The sequence below is a fragment of the Bacillus sp. K2I17 genome, assembly GCF_002209985.1.
Lineage (GTDB): Bacteria > Bacillota > Bacilli > Bacillales > Bacillaceae_G > Bacillus_A > Bacillus_A wiedmannii.
Genome location: NZ_NJGF01000008.1, coordinates 118,481 through 135,024 on the forward strand (window position 1 = coordinate 118,481; position 16,544 = coordinate 135,024).

Sequence of the window (16,544 nt, forward strand, 5' to 3'; positions counted from 1 at the left end):
TAAGGCAATTGTTTGTTTAAGTGAATACTTTTACATTTATAATATCTTTCAAATATAATATTAGTTTATATATTCACTATTCTTCTCTAACAGGTTCAAGATAAATTATAATTTGTTAATCGATACGTTTGTGTAACCACTGTTCAAATATCTTGAACTGTTCTTCAGTATGAAAATAATGTTCACCTGTCTCCATGACTTCTAATTTACAACGATGTTTTTTTGTAAAATAGTTAATAGTTTCAAATTCGCACAGTTCATCCTTGGATCCGTACATAATATATGTATCTGTATTCCATGTATTAATAGGATGTTCTTTTACATAACATAAATAATCCCAATATAACTTTTGACCAATCGGTGTCTCTATAGTCATTTCTTTTTGCAAAAGCTCTGGTGTTACATTAAACCATTTCATCATATTTTCGATAATTCGTTCCATATTAACTACTGGTGATAAAAATAATGCCTTTTCTATCACATCATTTTGATAAGCTAAAAGGCTAAAATAAGCTCCTATACTACATGCAAACACGCTTACTTTTTTCCAATGTTCTTTTGCGTAATTCATAATTATCGATAATTCACTAACACAAAACTGTACTTTGCAAGGAGTATTATCATTTTTTCTGTCTCCATGCTCAGGTAAATCAAAGCTTAATACTTGATAACCTTTTTGATTAGCTTCTTCAGCTAATATTTGAATAACTGTATCTTCCTTATTTGACCTATTTCCATGTACTGCAATAAAAACTTTTTCACTTTTATCTCCCCACAAAACCGCGGGAATATTACTAATGTTAAAATTATCTTTAAGCATATTTCCTCCGTGGAATAAGATATATAGGAATTGGCAAAAAACTGCACACACTTTATAATCCTCTACTCAGTTTTTTTAAAAATCAAACTATTACTAATTTATCACAAATGAATTCTACTCCATTCGTGGAAGAAGGATTTTTAAAATATTATATGATTTTTTAAATGAATTTATAATCTCTGCACAGTAGGCAATATTCCCTTCAACTCAAGTAAATCATCTATTACTAAATCCGCCTGCGCAAGTTCATCTTCTTGTGCAAAATCAAAGTTGCATCCAATCGCAATCAAGCCATTATCTTTCGCTGCACGTATATCAGATAACCGGTCCCCAACTACAGCTGCTTCTTTTATATCATATTTGTTTAAAATACTTTTTACTAAGTCGCTTTTATTAAGTGAGTTTATTTGCTCAATACTAAATGTTTCAGTAACCCATTGGTCTAAATCATAATAAGATACGATTGCTCGTAAATATTTAGTTAAACCATTACTAGCAATATATATTGAACAATTATTTTCTTTTATGTATGTAAAAACTTCTTTTACGTTCGGGTATAAAGCACCTTTTCCGCTCTTAATGTTTTCAATTAATCTTTCTAAAAAATATGCATCTGTTTGTTCTCTTACTTCAATAGAATGATTCGGTAATAAAGCTTCCCAGACTTTCGGCAAAGGCACACCCATAATTTCACGGTATTTTTCAATAGGTGTTACCGTATCCCATAATTGTAGTGATCTTAAGTAATCAAAAGTATCATCTAACGATAATTCTAAAATTTTATCAGTTTGAAATAACGTTCCGTCCATATCAAAAATTAATGCTTGTAACATGTCATTCTCCCCTTTTGAACTATAAGTTTTACTCGATATATTTTTCAGCATCTCAACGATAATTTCTGAACAATAATTTGCGGCAGTTTTCGCGAAGTCGTCATAAGAAATTTGCGCTTCATCATCTGCACTGTCAGAAATACATCTTATAACGAGAAATGGTACTTCATTTATGTAAGCAACATGGCCAATTGCTGCACCTTCCATTTCAGTACAATGCGGCGCATATTCGTCTATTAATCTCGCTTTTAGTTTTGAATCTTCAACAAAACATTCACCACTGACGATTCTTCCTTCATGAACCTCCATATGTAAACTACTACTATTGCATGCTGTACGTGCTAACTCAACTAATTCCATACTTGCGACAAATTCTTCTTGGAACGGGAATAAGTTTTTCATTTGAGTTTTACTTACATCATGGTGGGTAACATTCGTTGAAATAACGATATCACCAACTTTTACATCTCGGTGTAACCCTCCAGCAACACCTGTATTGATGATAGCATCTACATGAAATTTATGAATTAATGTTTGCGTACATGCGGCTGCATTTACTTTCCCTACACCAGAACGTGTAATAATTACTTTTGTTCCCATGAATTCGCCAATGTAAAAAGGCATTCCCGCAATCGTCTGTTCTTCTTGTATAGCTAGTTTTTCTAAAAGTAAGTCTATTTCGATTTGCATTGCTCCGATAATGCCGATTCTGTTCATGAATGTTATCTCCTTTTTTCTTATAAGTCTGCCAATATATTATGTAATGCACTATAATTTTCAGCTATCCAATTCATTTCATCTGCAAAACGTGAAGGTGGTACACTATTCTGATCCATATTAGTATGAATCCACCATGTACTCTCCATATACCAAAGCATTTGAATTGCCCGAACAATACTCCCTATTGGAAAGTCTAATTTATTACGGTATCCGGCTAAAAATGATGCAACAAGACTCTTATTTAATACTCCATCATGTAAGGCACAAGATATAACCGCACGCCCAATATCCAACTCTACATAATCATAATCCATACGATCAAAATCTAGAATTGCTGAGACTTCATCATTATGGAATAAGAAATTATCTACCCATAGATCACGGTGCACCCATCCTTTTTTACTACTATAAAATTGATCTATATTTACTAATTGTGTTGCTTCTTGCTGCAATTTTATATGGGAGAGAATATGTTCTTTTCCTAACTGTTCTGCTTCTTTCCTTTTATCTTCCCAATGTTTCAACCTTTCCTCTTTAGTAGGCGGAACAAATTTAGGGTTTTCTCCTTCTATTAAAGAGCCATCATTTAACAAATTATGCATTTGACCTATTGTCTTACCAAGAGAGTAGATTTCCTTTTCATTCACTTTTCCTGGTGAAATTAGATTACCTTCTTTATGTTCTAAAACTATAAATCTTTCATTATTTTTTGATGTATGCATTACATTATTTTTATAAGTTAGAAGCTTCGGACAACATACACCATTATTATGTAGTCTTTGCTGGTGATGTAATGCTTGTATTAAAAGTTCTGGGTTATACATTTTGTACCGTTCTTTATTATATTGCTTTAATACAAAAGATCCTGCATCCGTTTCGAGTTTCCACTTCAAATTTAGCCAACCACGATGAATAGGTATTGCTTTTTGAATTTTAAATTCAAATAAATATTCACATTCTACTTTCAGCTCTCGAAAAATTTCTTTAGCTTTTTCATTAGATAACGGCTCTATCATCTTGTTTATCCTTTCTTAACTTGGTGTTCCTTTCATCCTCTCTACCATAACTGAAATTAAAAATTTCGGAAGTACGAGTTGTCTCTTTAACCGTTTCGGCTGCGAAAGTAACCTATACAGCCATTCAGTTCCTGTATCCCTCATAATTTTTGGTGCTCTTTTTACAGTACCAGATATTATATCAATCATGCCTCCTATACCAATAGATAGCGGCACGTTTAATGTTTGTATGTTTTCATAGATGAATTCTTCTTGTTTTGGTGAACCTAGTCCTACTAGTAGTAAGTGCGGCTTGAATTGCTTAATTTTCATTTTTACTTCTTCTATTTCTTCGCCATTTACAAATCCATGCTGTCCTTTAAACTGTGCTCCTGGGAACTGCTCATTTAATTTTTTTAGTGCCTTTTTATTACTTTCTGGCGCAGCTCCAAAAAGAAAGACACGATATTCATTGTCATTACAATATTTTATTAAATCGTGAGTGATATCTGCCCCAGTAACACGTTCTTTCAAAGTTCCTTTTAATATTTTCGAGCCTATTATGACGCCAATCCCATCCGCTGTTATTAAATCTGCAGAAAGTAACATCTTTTTAAACTGCTTTGATTTAGCCGTGCTTTCCTTTGCAGACATAACAATTTCAGGATTTGCAGTTACTACAAACCTTGGTTTCTCTTGTTGTTCATGTAGCCAACCTTTTAATAAACTTATAGCTTTTTCATATTCTAAAGTTGAAAAAGGTATTCCCTTTATAAGTTGGTGATCCACTATACTCTCTCCTTACATAAGCCTCAAATATTCATCAACATCTTTCGAAATTTGTCTAAAAGCTTTATACCAGAATACATAGCTTGTTATATCGATTTCAAAATGTTTTTTCATAAGTTCTTCCACTGGAGCTTTTCCTGTTTCTCGTAAAAACTCCTTATATTTCGGATGAAAAGTACTTTTACTTTCTTGAGCCATCTCTAATAAACTAAAACTAGCTAAATACCCAAATGTGTATGGATAATTATAAAAAGGAACATCTGCAATATAAAATTGAATGTATTTCATCCAAACAAACGGCTGATATTCTGATAACGCATGCCCATATGCTTTTTCTTGCGATATAATAGATAATTTCTCGATTTCATCAGCACTTAATGGACCTTCTTTACACTTTTCATAAAAATTCTTCTCAAATTCAAATGATGCTCGAATTGCCATTACATAATTAAAACAGTTTCTTATTTTCCAACTAAGCAATGACTTTTTCATATCTATACTATCTGTTGTTTGAATTAGATAGTTTAAGAGTACCGTTTCAAAGCAAATAGACGCCGATTCAGCCGTACTCATTGGCAAATAATCATCTAAAAAAGAAGTAGATTGCTCAAAACTCATATTATAAAAATGCCAAGCATGTCCTAGTTCGTGCGCAAGTACTCTTACACTATCGATGCTTCCGTCATAACGCATAGAGATTCGTGATTCTTTTTCACTGAAAAAAGGAGCACAAAATCCACCAGGTGGTTTATTATCTCTCGGTTCCGCATCCACCCATCCACTCTCTATTGCATTCCGTGCAAATTCTGCTAATTCTTTATCTATATTTTCAAACGCATCGTATATGTTTTGAACTGCTACTGAAAAAGGGATATGAATCTCATTATTTTCCTTTACGGTCATAAGTTCATGCCATGTAATCGAAGCTTCCCCCTTCTTATACACGTTTAAAACACTTACTAATGTATCAAGATTTTCTTCTGTCGCATTCCACATTTGTAATAATACAGTTTCAGTAATACCATTAGCATGTAGAGATTGCGTTAAAATCTCTCTATCTTCTAATTCATTACTCTTTGTATTACGTAATCTCCCTATTTGATTTAATACAGTAGCAAAAATTTCTTTTTCCTTATGTAAGGCATTTGTTAATAACTCGAATACTTCTACTCTTTCCTTTTCATTATCACTATTCATTGCAATATTATTTGCTTGTCCAAATGATATTTGCTTATTATTGTGCTCTATTTCTATCTTATTTCTTAATTGTATGTACATATTTTCCCATGCACCAAGTTCATCTTTTATTAAATTAGTATTAATATTATTGGAAGTTTCCATTTCACTTTTCTGTATTACTTGCTGTACTTCTTTTTTCAAATCTTTTACTGTCATAGTCGATATAGTAAGGTCAGATGAAATACTTTCTTCAGCAGATCGGCAATACAAATAGTATTCTGCTTTTTCAATAGATTGTATAAGTTTTGAAAGAATCTCTACATCTTTTGTCGCATAATATTGTTCTTTCAACCTCAATATTGGAGTTACAATATCCTCAATTGGATACAATCGATCTAAATCCCACCTAGTAATTTCATGCATTTTTATAGCCGCCTCCTATTTTTACAAATAGTTACAGATATTTACCCTCACAATTATAAACGAAATGTAAAAAATTTAATATCTTTAAATATTTAGATTTCTACAAACGCATTCTTATTTATATTCTTTTCTTCTGCTACTGCAACGTACATAGCATAAACAGATAAACGATACAGCTACTGGAATCAGTATTACTCCTCCAATAAAAGGATAAACAACCACACAACATGTAAAAGCTACTATAGAAAAAATTTTACCTAACCTATTCTTTATTAATTTCATTCCAGCTGCAGTACCGACTATGTATGTAACAATCCCCAACGAATTCGGTATTAAAACAATTTTATCTATGCTAATATGGAAAACGAAACTTATTAACAAACCTATTATTGCAATAAAACTTACAACTTTTACTGCATTTGTTGGTGTTTCTCTTTTTTTATTAATCTGCGCTAAATAACACGGTGCAACTTCTTCTTTTCCTAGTGAATAACCTAAGCGCCCGATACTTGCGATAAATGCATTTGTCGTCCCTAAACAAATGATAAAAGCTACAAATCCAATTATCCATGCAAATTGGTCGCCTAATGCTTGCTTCATTACAAGCACAAGAGCTGTAGTATTATCAGCATTTATATGATAGGATTTCGTTCCAATTACTGATAATGCAATACCTATATATAAAACTCCAATAATAACAATTGCAAATCCCGTAGATAAAATAATATTTCTTTTTCTAGGTGATTTAAATTCAGGAGCTAAACTTGCAATAGCTTCCCACCCAAAAAACGACCAAAAAATTAATAATGATGCCTCTAAAATCGGATTTATTTCTTGCATAGAAATATGTACATTTATATTTTTTATTTCAATATAAGGTAGTGAACTAATAATTGTTATTAGCAAAATAAAGAAAGTTAATAAACCAATACATACTTGAAACAATCCACTCATTTTTAATCCATATAAATTGAAAACTATTGAAATACTTAAAATAATAAACGCTATTACGTAAGAGAAATACGGTGATAAAGCAAACACTTTCACGATATACATTCCACCAGTCATTGAGACAACAATTTGCCCAACGCTACCTGCAATAAAAAAACACCATCCTATAATAGCACCTATATTTTTACCGAAAGCTTTTTCTGCAAACGTGGCAATTCCACCTGCACTTGGGTACTCAATCGATAAAAAAGCGAATGTGAATGCAAGTGGAATACTAAGTAATATCATAATAAGCCAAGAAACAATCGCATTCCCTTCTGCAACACTCGCTGTCATACCAGGTAATATAAGAATTCCTGATCCTAAAACCGCTCCGACATATAAGGCTGTTCCCTTTTTAATAGAAATTGTTTCATCAAAATGATTAGACATTACATGCACCTCCATTTATATTTTAATTATAGAAAGTTATCAATCTATTCAATATACAAAAGTGCATGTAATTTAACATGAGATTTTATATTATGTATTTATTTCAGAAATTTACTTTCAATTTTGTAAAGGAGCATAATTCATGGATGAAATTGACAAGAAAATTACGTTATTACTACAAGAAGATGCCAGAATGACAATTACAGAAATGACCGAACACTTACACCTCAGCCGCCCTAGTGTTACAGAAAGACTAAAGAGATTACAAGATACTGGAATACTTGAGAAATATACAGCTCGGATATCATTAGATGCAGTTGGAAAATCAATTCAAGCATTTTTAAGAATCGAAAATTTAAAGATTCCATGCAAAAAATTTGAGGAGAAAATATACACAGAATATAGAATACTTGAATGTCATCGGGTGACAGGTGAAAGTAGCTATTACTTAAGAGTAGCGGTTCACTCAATGAAAGAATTAGAGGAATTAATTGATATCGTTATACCATTTGGTACAGTAAAAACTTCGATGATTTTATCTTCACCGATACCTTATCGACCAGTAATTATAGAATAGTAATAAAAAAGAGGCTATCCAAAAGGTATAAAATACCCTACTCTTTTGGATAACCCTTTACAATTTATAAGAATTTTTACTAAACTTCTTTATAAATCCATTTTATTTTCAACTGATATTTTATAAAATTTCGCAGATAATTTATAAGAGCGATTTTCATTATAAAAGTTACCTAGTTCATAGGATAGTTCAGCAACTAAGCGATGTTGTTTTTTTCTAATCCCACTTCAATTGCTTTTTGCATATTTTTCTCATATTCATAATAATCCCCACGTATTTTGAATACTTTAGCTTTCAAACCATATAGTTGGACAAATGCAATTGGCACATCATAAATCGATAAAAAATGAAATGCTTCATTCATAGCCTTATTAACATTTTTCCAATCTTTAAGTTCTATGTATATCTCCAACATGTTTCGTAACGCATATACTTTTTGATCTTTCTGTGATAAAAATTCACTTAATTCCAAAGTTTTTTCGTAGTATTTAATGGCATTCGTATAGTCTTTCAAACCTTGATAAATTTTACCGTAATCATATGAAATGATAGGTAAATACTTTGAATCATCATTAGTAGCCAAACTATTTTCTACTTTCTGTAAAATTTCAAGTGCCTTTTCATATAACTCATCCATAATATACAATATTGCAAGCATTAAAAGTGTATTTATTACGTTTTTCTGCATACCATTTTTTCTGTATATGTTGTAAGCTTTTAGGGCATACAAACGACTAATACTTTTATCTTTATAAAGCTCCTTATATACATGACATAAATTATAGTATATATGGCCATGTTGTTCAGTTTCTTCTGCACCAAGTAAACTCTCAGCCTGTACATAAATATCATGAGCAGCAATGTAGTCTTGTTTATTATAAAAATATAAACCTCGAGCTTTTAAATAATAAATATAATCTTCAGGATCTTGCATTTCGACTTGACTTGGTATCATTTGCGAAGCTTGATCTATAAGTAACTTCACATATGGCACGTTTTTTTGTCGAGCGTGGTAGTATATCAGTACACCATATACCTTTAGTAATAAAGGGATTGAATCCACTTCACGAACATATAATTCTAACAAAGATAAGTCAGCTTCTGTAATAGTTTTATCTTTTTTATATTTATTACATATTTTAAAAATAGTAAGCTTTATCTCCTCGTAATTTCCATTTATAAGATAATCGCTCTTAACTTCTAACTTCTTAGAAACCTTTTTTATAAAAGAAGATGACGGTTTTATTTTTCCACTTTCTATTCTACTTAAATATGTTATTGAACATATTCCTGATACGAGTTCCCCCTGTGTTAATCCTTTATGCATCCGAACATGGCGAATACGTTCCCCTATTTCCATCTTTCTACTCTCCCTGCTTAACCATTTCATACTTTTTACTAAATAAGCCATTATGTATTGCATAATCTTTCATACTAAGAAAATACATAACTTTACAAATGTAAAAAAATGTATCATATATTTTAATTTTACATTCATACTATGATTATTTCTAGATACTTTGTTAAATTTAATGGTTAAAATTTAGATTTTTCGTCCATTTTTTTCATGTGATTTTACTACTTGTTATTAACAAACACAGAATCATATACTTACATTACGATAAACTTAATGAAAAGGATTTAACTACATGTAAGCTATCATTCTTCATTTAAATAGTTATAGTTCATTACATTTACCTAATACATAGAAAATATCTATTGTAAACCAAATAAATTTAATAGATGAATTATTAATATCAAATCCTAGAAATTAATTTGTCGAATTATTCAATAAAAACGAAAGGATGATAAACATGATTGTAAAATTTAAAGATGAATCCTCACGAAAAATAGTAAGATATGTTGGAGGCGCTGTTTTACTTTTAATAATCGCTTCTTTCCTTTATCAGTGGAAAAATGACTTAGTAATTGATCAAACTGAAAGATTTAGCTTTGGACTAGCTATTATCACTTTCCTATCTACCTTCTTACCTTTTAAAGAGAAAGTGAATAAATAATTACATATAAATGAGATTAAAAAAGGATTGATCAAAAGATCAATCCTTTACTCTACTTCATTTAAGAAGAACAATGTTAACGCACCAGGTCCTGTATGCGCTCCGATTGCAGCTCCAATTGTATTTACGATAAATACTTCACAGCCAAATCTCTCTGTAATTAATGCTTTTAAAGCTTCAGCTGTTTCTATGTCATCACCATGAGTCATAGCGATTGTTTGACCTTTAAGGTCTTTTCCACGCTCTTCCATAATATCTACAATTCGGCTTAGTACTTTCTTTTTCCCTCTTACCTTTTCAAGTGGTACAAGTTTTCCTTCTTGCACGTTTAAGATCGGTTTAATGTTTAGTAAACCACCGATAAAACCAGCTACTTTACTTAAACGCCCACCTCTCACTAAGTACTGCAAGTCAGCTACTGTGAAGATATGTTCTATATGGTTCATTAGAAAATCAACACGTTTTAAAATATCTTCTTTTGATGCGCCGTCTTTCGCCATTTTAGCAGCTTCTAATACGACAAGCCCTTGACCAAGCGAAGCACATTTCGTATCAATAATTTCTAAATCTAAATCAGCATATGTTTCTTTCACTTCTTCTTTAATAACAACTGACGATTGATATGTACCAGACAGTTCAGATGAAAAAGCTAAATATATACAAGGATTACCTTCTTTTGCATAAGAAACAAATTTTTCTTGGAAAGTTTCAAGTGAAGGCAATGACGTTCTATAAACAGCGCCTTCTCTCATGTTTTGCAATAATGTAACTGACTCTAATGTAACTCCATCTAAATACTCTGTTTCTGCTTCATCATAAACACGGAGTGGAATTAAATCAATATCATATGCTTGCAGCAATTCTACCGGTAAATCCGCCGCACTATCCGTAATGATTTTAACACCCATTTTTAAACCTCTATTCTGTTATAAATATAAAAAATATAAAATAAAAATAGTACTTTTAAATTATATACGTAAAACTTAAATGAAGAAAGGAAAAGACTTTATATTGTATGCACTATTCTTCAAATGTTGAACTGTTAATAAAAATCATTCCAATTTAACCAATTGTTTATTGTTATTTTTTCTATACCACGAATAATTTTAGGGATTTTTCATTATTATATTTAAATTACTTAATTTAATGTGGTCTTTTCAAATTTATACTGTTTAAAATTAAAAAGCCAAATCCAATAAAGGAAACGGCTTTTTAATTTTTAAAAAAATAACCAAACTTTATTTTCCATCACATTGTTTGTTAACCTTATTATTCATGCAATGTTAAATATTAGTCCAATTATGATTAATATTTTAGCCTGTACTATAATTAAAAAAGTGAATACTTATCCCTAAGAAGCACCATATTTAAAAAACAGGTCAAATATTTTATAGAATATTTAATTTTACTAGTAAAGCTAATAAAATTTGGAGAAGAATTTGAACATTTACTGCTATGTCTGTATCCGTAGTCGTAACTGTAACATTTCTAGAATTTCTAATGACAGTTTCTTGTTTATTAACTTGTTTAACAGATGATTTTTGAAACAATTCTTGTGCTACACGGTCAGCTTTTTCACTATCTGCTATAGAAATACTTATTATAACCACGATAGCTGCTTGTAATGCTGCTTGAATAGATAACGCAGCTTTTGTATCTGTAGTAGTAACTTCTACATCTGCTGAATCAACAATTGTAATAGACTCTTCAGAAATTTGATAAGTTTTGCTTTCTTGTGCAGCTGCTTCTGAAACATTGGCATTTTTAAAAGATGGATGAGGATTTGAAGAATCTAATGCACTCCACTTTTTATTTTCATCTGTATGGCATGCTTTGTCCATAAGTTCACCCCCTTTCAATCTAAATAATTATTAACCTGTGATTGTATTTCAGAAACAATACTTTTAATTTGCTGTTTTTTTTCTGGCGATAAATTTTTTAACCTTTCTTCATTTATCCCATGCCTATTAAAAATATCTGAGAGTAAAAGGTCTATGATTATATTCTTTTGATCCTTATCAAACTTAAAGGAAGAAAATTTGTTTAAATCATCCATTTACAATATTCACTCCAATCAATTTTCTATAAAATTTTTAAATAACTACCAGCATTATATGTAATTTAATAAAAATTGCTTGGACAAGTAACTCAATCTTCTATTTCCACTTATTTTTACTAATAAAATCAAAAAGCTGGCTTCTAATAAGAAGACAGCTTTCCTTCACATAAACATAAGTTTCATTTACTGTTAAATAATGTATTTAAATTTTACTATTTTGCAGTTTTCCACACTTACTTTCCCATTAATATTGAATATTAATTCAGTCATAATAAGAATTCCAAGCTTGTACCACATATTACAACAAAAAATATTTACTTAGAGTGAACCCTTATAGCTAAATATAAACAGATTAGAAACATTATAAAATGTTTAGTTTAACTAATAAAGCTAATAAAATTTGAAGGAGAATTTGAACATTCACTGCAATATCTGTATCAGTAGTTGTTACGGTTACGTTTCTGGAATTTTTAATAAATGTTTTTTGTCTATTAATTTGTTTAATAGATGATTTTTGAAATAATTCTTGTGTTATTTTATCTGCCTTTTCACTATCTGCTATAGAAATACTTACTACAACCACAATAGCTGCTTGTAATGCCGCTTGAATAGATAGCGCAGCTTTTGTATCTGTAGTAGTAACTTGTACATCTGCTGAATCAACTATTTCAATATATTCCTCAGAAACTTGATCGATTTCATCTGCTTGTATAGCTTCTTCTAAAAAATTTGAATTTTTACTAAATGAATAAGAATTTAATATTTCGGAATCCTGTCTTATTGATTCAGAGTCCCCTTTTTTTGGTTCGCAATCCTGTTTTATTAGTGCAGAATCCCCTTTTTTTGGTTCGCAATCCTGTTTTATTGGCTCAGAATCCCCTTTTTTTGGTTCGCAATCCTGTTTTATTGGCTCAGAAACTCGTTTTTTCGGCTCAAACTCCCGATTTAATGGATCTCGGTTTTTCTTTCTTCTACAAACTTCACAATCACACATAAAATCACCCCTTGTAGTCTAAAAAATTAGCAATATGACAATATTGGCTAACTACTAGCATTTTATGTATTTTAAAAAATATTGTTTGGACAAGTAACTTGAATTTTTATTTTATTTCTAATTCTTTTTTCTAATAACAAAAAGCTGCCTTCTAATAGGAAGACAGCTTTGTTTGTGACTATTCTAGAATAGATTTCATACAATATAATTTTTCCTTTCTTATAACCTAAGCTCGTCACTTTAGTTATAAAAATATGAGTATATCCTATAGCCTTTTTGAGGAACCATCCATAATTTATTTCAGAAAAAGTGCTTTGTTTTACTGAAAGGTAGTTGAGGAAACAACCGCCTATTTATTTAAAACAAAATAAAACTTTTATATAAAGGCCCATAATTAAATACACTTAACTTCATATGATATATTGCATCCTTTCTTTTTAGAATGAGTAGTCGTTACTGAAGGGCACTTTTCGAAGTGCTCTTATATTTATATCCCTTTTCTTTTTCTGGAGGATTTTTATCACTCAGACTGATGATTACCACTTTTCCTTAATAGTTTCAATTAATACAGTAGCTACTAACCCTATAAACTCTATACGCTTAAACAATAATGCGTTACCGAACGCATGAACTAATTTTCATTTTGACTATGTAACACTAAATTCACAAGGTTATTATCCTCTGTTTGGTGAAGCTATCATTTCAATACCAACAAACCCACACCTTCAACTAATAACTTAAACAAATGTGCTATAGCTAGTTTTTTTTGATATAGCATCTTACGTTCTATATACTGAAGATAGAGCTAGTATTCTGAAGGAGGGTGTATATGAGTATTCAACTAGCCACATCTAATGATTTAGAATGGATTAATAATCAATATGACTCAATAGGTTTTGTAAGAAGTGATTTAAAAAGGGATAAAGTTGCAATTATTACTTACAACAACGAGTATGCAGGTGTTGGCCGATTAGTCCAAATAGATGAAGATACGATAGAAATGGGCGGGATTTTTATTCTCACTAAATTTAGAGGCCTACAATTAGCTGGGGAACTTGTTTCATTTTTAGTAGAAACTGCGAAGAAATTACAAGTACAACATGTATACTGTCTTCCTTTTGAGGAATTACAAAACTTTTATAAGAAATATGGCTATACTGAGGTTGATACTACGAAAGAAGTAGTTCATCCAATTATTCTAAAAAAATATAATTGGTGTTTAGATCATTATGATAAGCATGTTTTATTATTTAAGTTGTAAGTATGCCTAAAGAGAGCGTATACAAAAATATAAATTACTAGACCACTCAAATAATAACCGTACTTTATTTGGTCACCATCAGCTTCTACAAGTTATACAATTACTACATACGTTTCCTTTTTCCACTAACCTTACTTTTGTATAAAAGATTATTTTGTTTAAAATTACCTTAATTCGTATTCCAATAAACTAATCTGAAGGTGAATTCCTATATAATACAATTAAGTAATTAAAAGGAGCGTTATTCATGATAGATGTAATAAGACTCGTTATCTTTATTGTAGTTGCAATTGGTGCTATTTTTAACATTTACCTAGAATTTAAAAAACCTAAAAAAAGTATATACTCAATCGTTTTTTTATCAGTACTCTTTATCGGTGCCTCAGGTTTAATCAAAGATATTTTATCTAAACTTTTATAGTTATTGGATTAAAAATTACTGTTCTGTCAATAATGTAAGTAACATGATTGTATTTCTCCATTCTGCTTTGGAGAGGAGCAGTTAGCTTTTGCTAGCTGCTCTTTTATTTAAAAATGATTTCATCTATTATCCACAAAATACGTATCATATGCCTTATCAAAAACATATCCTAGTTTTTCTGCCAGTTTAGCAGACGTAGTATTCGCAGCATCCCAGTTTGGATATATCTCTTTTTCTAAGCAGGCCAAGATTAGCGCTGCACTAACTATAGTCGCCAACCCTTTTCTTCTATGATTGTGATCAGTCGCCACTTCAATTTCAATCCCATTATCATAAATGCTATACGATGATGCACCGCATACAACTTCACCTTGGTACAAAATACTATACCCTATACCTCGTTTTAAATAATCTTCTACTGATTGAAATTGACTTGTAAAATCTTCAGAGACCTTATGTAGTGTAGGGATATTTACGATATGTTCATCTATTCTTCGTAACTCGTATCCTTTTGGAAGCGCTGATATAAAAGATTGTAATTTTGAACGATTAAAAACTTCCGCATTACGTTTGAATTTATAGCGTAAAAACTTATCTATTTTTCTTTCGTAAAATGTTTCTAAACGCTTTTTCCACTCTTCACTATTTACGATTACTAACATTCTATCAGGAATGTTACGTAGTAATTCTTCTGTTTCTTTCCTATTTGGATCCCCAGCATAAAATGTGAAAATCCCTACCGTAACTTGCGCTACTGTTGGGTTTTCAAGATCATTTACCCAAGCAGTACCCATATGTCCTTGTAAATAAGAAAGTAAAACAACGTTATTGAAATCCTCGAACATAGTAACTAATTTTTCTCTCGTATGTATACTCGCTTCATATATCATTTACATTCCCGCTTTCTTTGGAATCAGTTTAACTCTACTTTTCATATATAAACAAAAGTTTATTAAACTATATATAATCGTAAAATATTCGTAAATATAAAATTATTATAACATCTAATAAATAGTAAGCGACTGTCCTGTATAAAGGTTAACAGTAAATATACTTAATAATAATTTGCAATCTACATGTAACCGATTATCATCTTTTATTATGTAATAGCCCTCAATACTCGTTTGAGGGTTCATTTAAATACGTATGTTATAACTCATTCTTATAAATATATGATTCTGTTCCTCCATTTTTATATACTTTAGTCAATTTAACAACTGACTTGTACGTATTATTGTCATTCGTCACCATCTTTTTCATATCTTCTATTTCAGCATTACCAGTTCCACTCTCGATTTTCAAACAGTTCGAAATGTTGAGGTATCCACTCGATGCGAAAAGAATAATAAACGTAAGATCAGGGAAATTAATGAACAGTATTCCAAACTTTAAAGGATTCGTAGTCGTATCAGATAAAACTAATAGAAAGTTTAATAGTTCCGGCACTTGAACAAAATCTTTAGAAACAATCGCTTCACCTATTATAGTAATTTGCTTTACGACATTCCCCATCTCATCTATAAATTCAGTACAACTAGGTGCATCAATTGTTTTTGCTTGTAGTGATAAATTCAATTCTGGATTGTAAAAGTCAAAAAAGAGTGTACTACCCTCTGTTAAACATTGTGGACAAACATTTCCAAGTAAACTAAAATCCTCTTCAATAAATTTAACTTTCGTTTTACAACTACAAACTTTTCCTATTCGAATTGCATCAATCCTAGAGCAATCTACAAAGATAACCTCATTGTCCTCTTGTACGAAGGATACGATACCATTCCTCTTATTAAATGAAAGAAAATAAGATACTACAATTTCGTTTCCGGCGATTACAATACTCTCAACTTTTGTAAAAGGCTCTAGACTTCGCAAAAATTCACAAATACTATTTTGGCAGCATTGATAATTTCGTTTCGGCTCACAATCCACTTACACTCCATCCCTTCCCTATATGTTTTATCTAATACATATACTATGAACGGAGTATAAAAAAGCTTGGACAATATAACTTTAACTCAGGAATATAGGTACTTACTTATCACATTAATAATGAAATTACGCCAATAATGAGT

At 30.7% G+C, this 16,544-nt stretch carries 16 protein-coding genes and 1 pseudogene; 4 read left to right on the top strand and 13 right to left on the bottom strand.

Annotated elements, in window-relative coordinates; genetic code table 11:
- Positions 1-115 precede the first annotated feature (115 nt).
- The 6 genes from CER22_RS12310 to CER22_RS12335 all read right to left on the bottom strand — a co-directional run bounded on the left by CER22_RS12310 (position 116) and on the right by CER22_RS12335 (position 7,142).
- Entirely contained in the window at positions 116-820 is a 705-nt protein-coding gene (locus CER22_RS12310; protein ID WP_142291759.1) for an alpha/beta hydrolase, read from the bottom strand.
- Between the two features lie 170 nt (positions 821-990).
- Positions 991-2,370 carry a 5'-methylthioadenosine/adenosylhomocysteine nucleosidase gene (locus tag CER22_RS12315; protein ID WP_088063731.1) on the bottom strand — a complete coding sequence of 460 codons (1,380 nt, stop codon included), beginning with the start codon at positions 2,368-2,370 and terminating at the stop codon, positions 991-993.
- A 20-nt stretch (positions 2,371-2,390) separates the two neighbouring features.
- Positions 2,391-3,389 carry a phosphotransferase gene (locus CER22_RS12320; protein ID WP_088063732.1) on the bottom strand — a complete coding sequence of 333 codons (999 nt, stop codon included), beginning with the start codon at positions 3,387-3,389 and terminating at the stop codon, positions 2,391-2,393.
- Between the two features lie 15 nt (positions 3,390-3,404).
- Positions 3,405-4,157, bottom strand: a complete 753-nt coding sequence (locus CER22_RS12325) for a WecB/TagA/CpsF family glycosyltransferase (RefSeq protein WP_088063733.1) — start codon at positions 4,155-4,157, stop codon at positions 3,405-3,407.
- A 12-nt stretch (positions 4,158-4,169) separates the two neighbouring features.
- The gene (locus CER22_RS12330; protein ID WP_088608841.1) at positions 4,170-5,759 is read right to left on the bottom strand and encodes a M3 family metallopeptidase; all 1,590 of its coding nucleotides are present in this window, start codon (positions 5,757-5,759) and stop codon (positions 4,170-4,172) included.
- 114 nt (positions 5,760-5,873) lie between these two features.
- On the bottom strand, positions 5,874-7,142 hold the full coding sequence (locus CER22_RS12335) for an APC family permease (protein WP_088063735.1): 1,269 nt from the start codon (positions 7,140-7,142) through the stop codon (positions 5,874-5,876).
- Between the two features lie 142 nt (positions 7,143-7,284).
- Here CER22_RS12335 and CER22_RS12340 point away from each other — a divergent pair, with 142 nt between their 5' ends.
- Positions 7,285-7,719, top strand: a complete 435-nt coding sequence (locus CER22_RS12340; RefSeq protein WP_088063736.1) for an Lrp/AsnC family transcriptional regulator — start codon at positions 7,285-7,287, stop codon at positions 7,717-7,719.
- An 89-nt stretch (positions 7,720-7,808) separates the two neighbouring features.
- On the opposite strand, the pseudogene CER22_RS12345 reads toward CER22_RS12340, so the two are convergent.
- Positions 7,809-9,079: pseudogene (locus tag CER22_RS12345) on the bottom strand (helix-turn-helix domain-containing protein).
- Positions 9,080-9,533: 454 nt separating this feature from the next.
- Here CER22_RS12345 and CER22_RS12350 point away from each other — a divergent pair.
- Positions 9,534-9,737, top strand: a complete 204-nt coding sequence (locus CER22_RS12350) for a hypothetical protein (RefSeq protein WP_075307469.1) — start codon at positions 9,534-9,536, stop codon at positions 9,735-9,737.
- A 47-nt stretch (positions 9,738-9,784) separates the two neighbouring features.
- Here CER22_RS12350 and CER22_RS12355 read toward each other — a convergent pair whose 3' ends face one another.
- The 4 genes from CER22_RS12355 to CER22_RS12370 all read right to left on the bottom strand — a co-directional run bounded on the left by CER22_RS12355 (position 9,785) and on the right by CER22_RS12370 (position 12,790).
- Positions 9,785-10,645 carry a DegV family protein gene (locus tag CER22_RS12355; protein ID WP_088122376.1) on the bottom strand — a complete coding sequence of 287 codons (861 nt, stop codon included), beginning with the start codon at positions 10,643-10,645 and terminating at the stop codon, positions 9,785-9,787.
- A gap of 480 nt (positions 10,646-11,125) precedes the next feature.
- Positions 11,126-11,578 carry a spore coat protein gene (locus tag CER22_RS12360; protein WP_088063739.1) on the bottom strand — a complete coding sequence of 151 codons (453 nt, stop codon included), beginning with the start codon at positions 11,576-11,578 and terminating at the stop codon, positions 11,126-11,128.
- A 14-nt stretch (positions 11,579-11,592) separates the two neighbouring features.
- On the bottom strand, positions 11,593-11,793 hold the full coding sequence (locus CER22_RS12365) for a hypothetical protein (protein WP_060487103.1): 201 nt from the start codon (positions 11,791-11,793) through the stop codon (positions 11,593-11,595).
- Between the two features lie 364 nt (positions 11,794-12,157).
- Positions 12,158-12,790: a spore coat protein gene (locus CER22_RS12370; RefSeq protein ID WP_088608842.1), complete on the bottom strand. Its 633-nt coding sequence runs from the start codon at positions 12,788-12,790 to the stop codon at positions 12,158-12,160.
- A gap of 829 nt (positions 12,791-13,619) precedes the next feature.
- Here CER22_RS12370 and CER22_RS12375 point away from each other — a divergent pair.
- A complete protein-coding gene (locus CER22_RS12375) occupies positions 13,620-14,051 on the top strand; it encodes a GNAT family N-acetyltransferase (RefSeq protein ID WP_060487105.1) in 432 nt (143 codons plus the stop codon).
- A 247-nt stretch (positions 14,052-14,298) separates the two neighbouring features.
- Entirely contained in the window at positions 14,299-14,472 is a 174-nt protein-coding gene (locus CER22_RS33050) for a hypothetical protein (protein WP_088063741.1), read from the top strand.
- A gap of 119 nt (positions 14,473-14,591) precedes the next feature.
- Here the strand turns inward: CER22_RS33050 and CER22_RS12385 are convergent, their stop codons facing one another.
- Both CER22_RS12385 and CER22_RS12390 read right to left on the bottom strand, forming a co-directional pair.
- Positions 14,592-15,362: a GNAT family N-acetyltransferase gene (locus tag CER22_RS12385; protein ID WP_087983809.1), complete on the bottom strand. Its 771-nt coding sequence runs from the start codon at positions 15,360-15,362 to the stop codon at positions 14,592-14,594.
- Between the two features lie 259 nt (positions 15,363-15,621).
- On the bottom strand, positions 15,622-16,401 hold the full coding sequence (locus tag CER22_RS12390; protein WP_088608843.1) for a BC_2878 family exosporium-associated protein: 780 nt from the start codon (positions 16,399-16,401) through the stop codon (positions 15,622-15,624).
- Positions 16,402-16,544: the final 143 nt, after the last annotated feature.

What these genes read in the sequence shown, in the direction of transcription:
- CER22_RS12355 (WP_088122376.1), bottom strand. Translation starts at nt 10,645, where the DNA reads ATGGGTGTTAAAATCATTACGGATAGTGCGGCGGATTTACCGGTAGAA.
- CER22_RS12310 (WP_142291759.1), bottom strand. Translation starts at nt 820, where the DNA reads ATGCTTAAAGATAATTTTAACATTAGTAATATTCCCGCGGTTTTGTGG.
- CER22_RS12340 (WP_088063736.1), top strand. Translation starts at nt 7,285, where the DNA reads ATGGATGAAATTGACAAGAAAATTACGTTATTACTACAAGAAGATGCC.
- CER22_RS12335 (WP_088063735.1), bottom strand. Translation starts at nt 7,142, where the DNA reads ATGTCTAATCATTTTGATGAAACAATTTCTATTAAAAAGGGAACAGCC.
- CER22_RS33050 (WP_088063741.1), top strand. Translation starts at nt 14,299, where the DNA reads ATGATAGATGTAATAAGACTCGTTATCTTTATTGTAGTTGCAATTGGT.
- CER22_RS12375 (WP_060487105.1), top strand. Translation starts at nt 13,620, where the DNA reads ATGAGTATTCAACTAGCCACATCTAATGATTTAGAATGGATTAATAAT.
- CER22_RS12330 (WP_088608841.1), bottom strand. Translation starts at nt 5,759, where the DNA reads ATGCATGAAATTACTAGGTGGGATTTAGATCGATTGTATCCAATTGAG.
- CER22_RS12350 (WP_075307469.1), top strand. Translation starts at nt 9,534, where the DNA reads ATGATTGTAAAATTTAAAGATGAATCCTCACGAAAAATAGTAAGATAT.
- CER22_RS12315 (WP_088063731.1), bottom strand. Translation starts at nt 2,370, where the DNA reads ATGAACAGAATCGGCATTATCGGAGCAATGCAAATCGAAATAGACTTA.
- CER22_RS12370 (WP_088608842.1), bottom strand. Translation starts at nt 12,790, where the DNA reads ATGTGTGATTGTGAAGTTTGTAGAAGAAAGAAAAACCGAGATCCATTA.
- CER22_RS12385 (WP_087983809.1), bottom strand. Translation starts at nt 15,362, where the DNA reads ATGATATATGAAGCGAGTATACATACGAGAGAAAAATTAGTTACTATG.
- CER22_RS12365 (WP_060487103.1), bottom strand. Translation starts at nt 11,793, where the DNA reads ATGGATGATTTAAACAAATTTTCTTCCTTTAAGTTTGATAAGGATCAA.
- CER22_RS12320 (WP_088063732.1), bottom strand. Translation starts at nt 3,389, where the DNA reads ATGATAGAGCCGTTATCTAATGAAAAAGCTAAAGAAATTTTTCGAGAG.
- CER22_RS12360 (WP_088063739.1), bottom strand. Translation starts at nt 11,578, where the DNA reads ATGGACAAAGCATGCCATACAGATGAAAATAAAAAGTGGAGTGCATTA.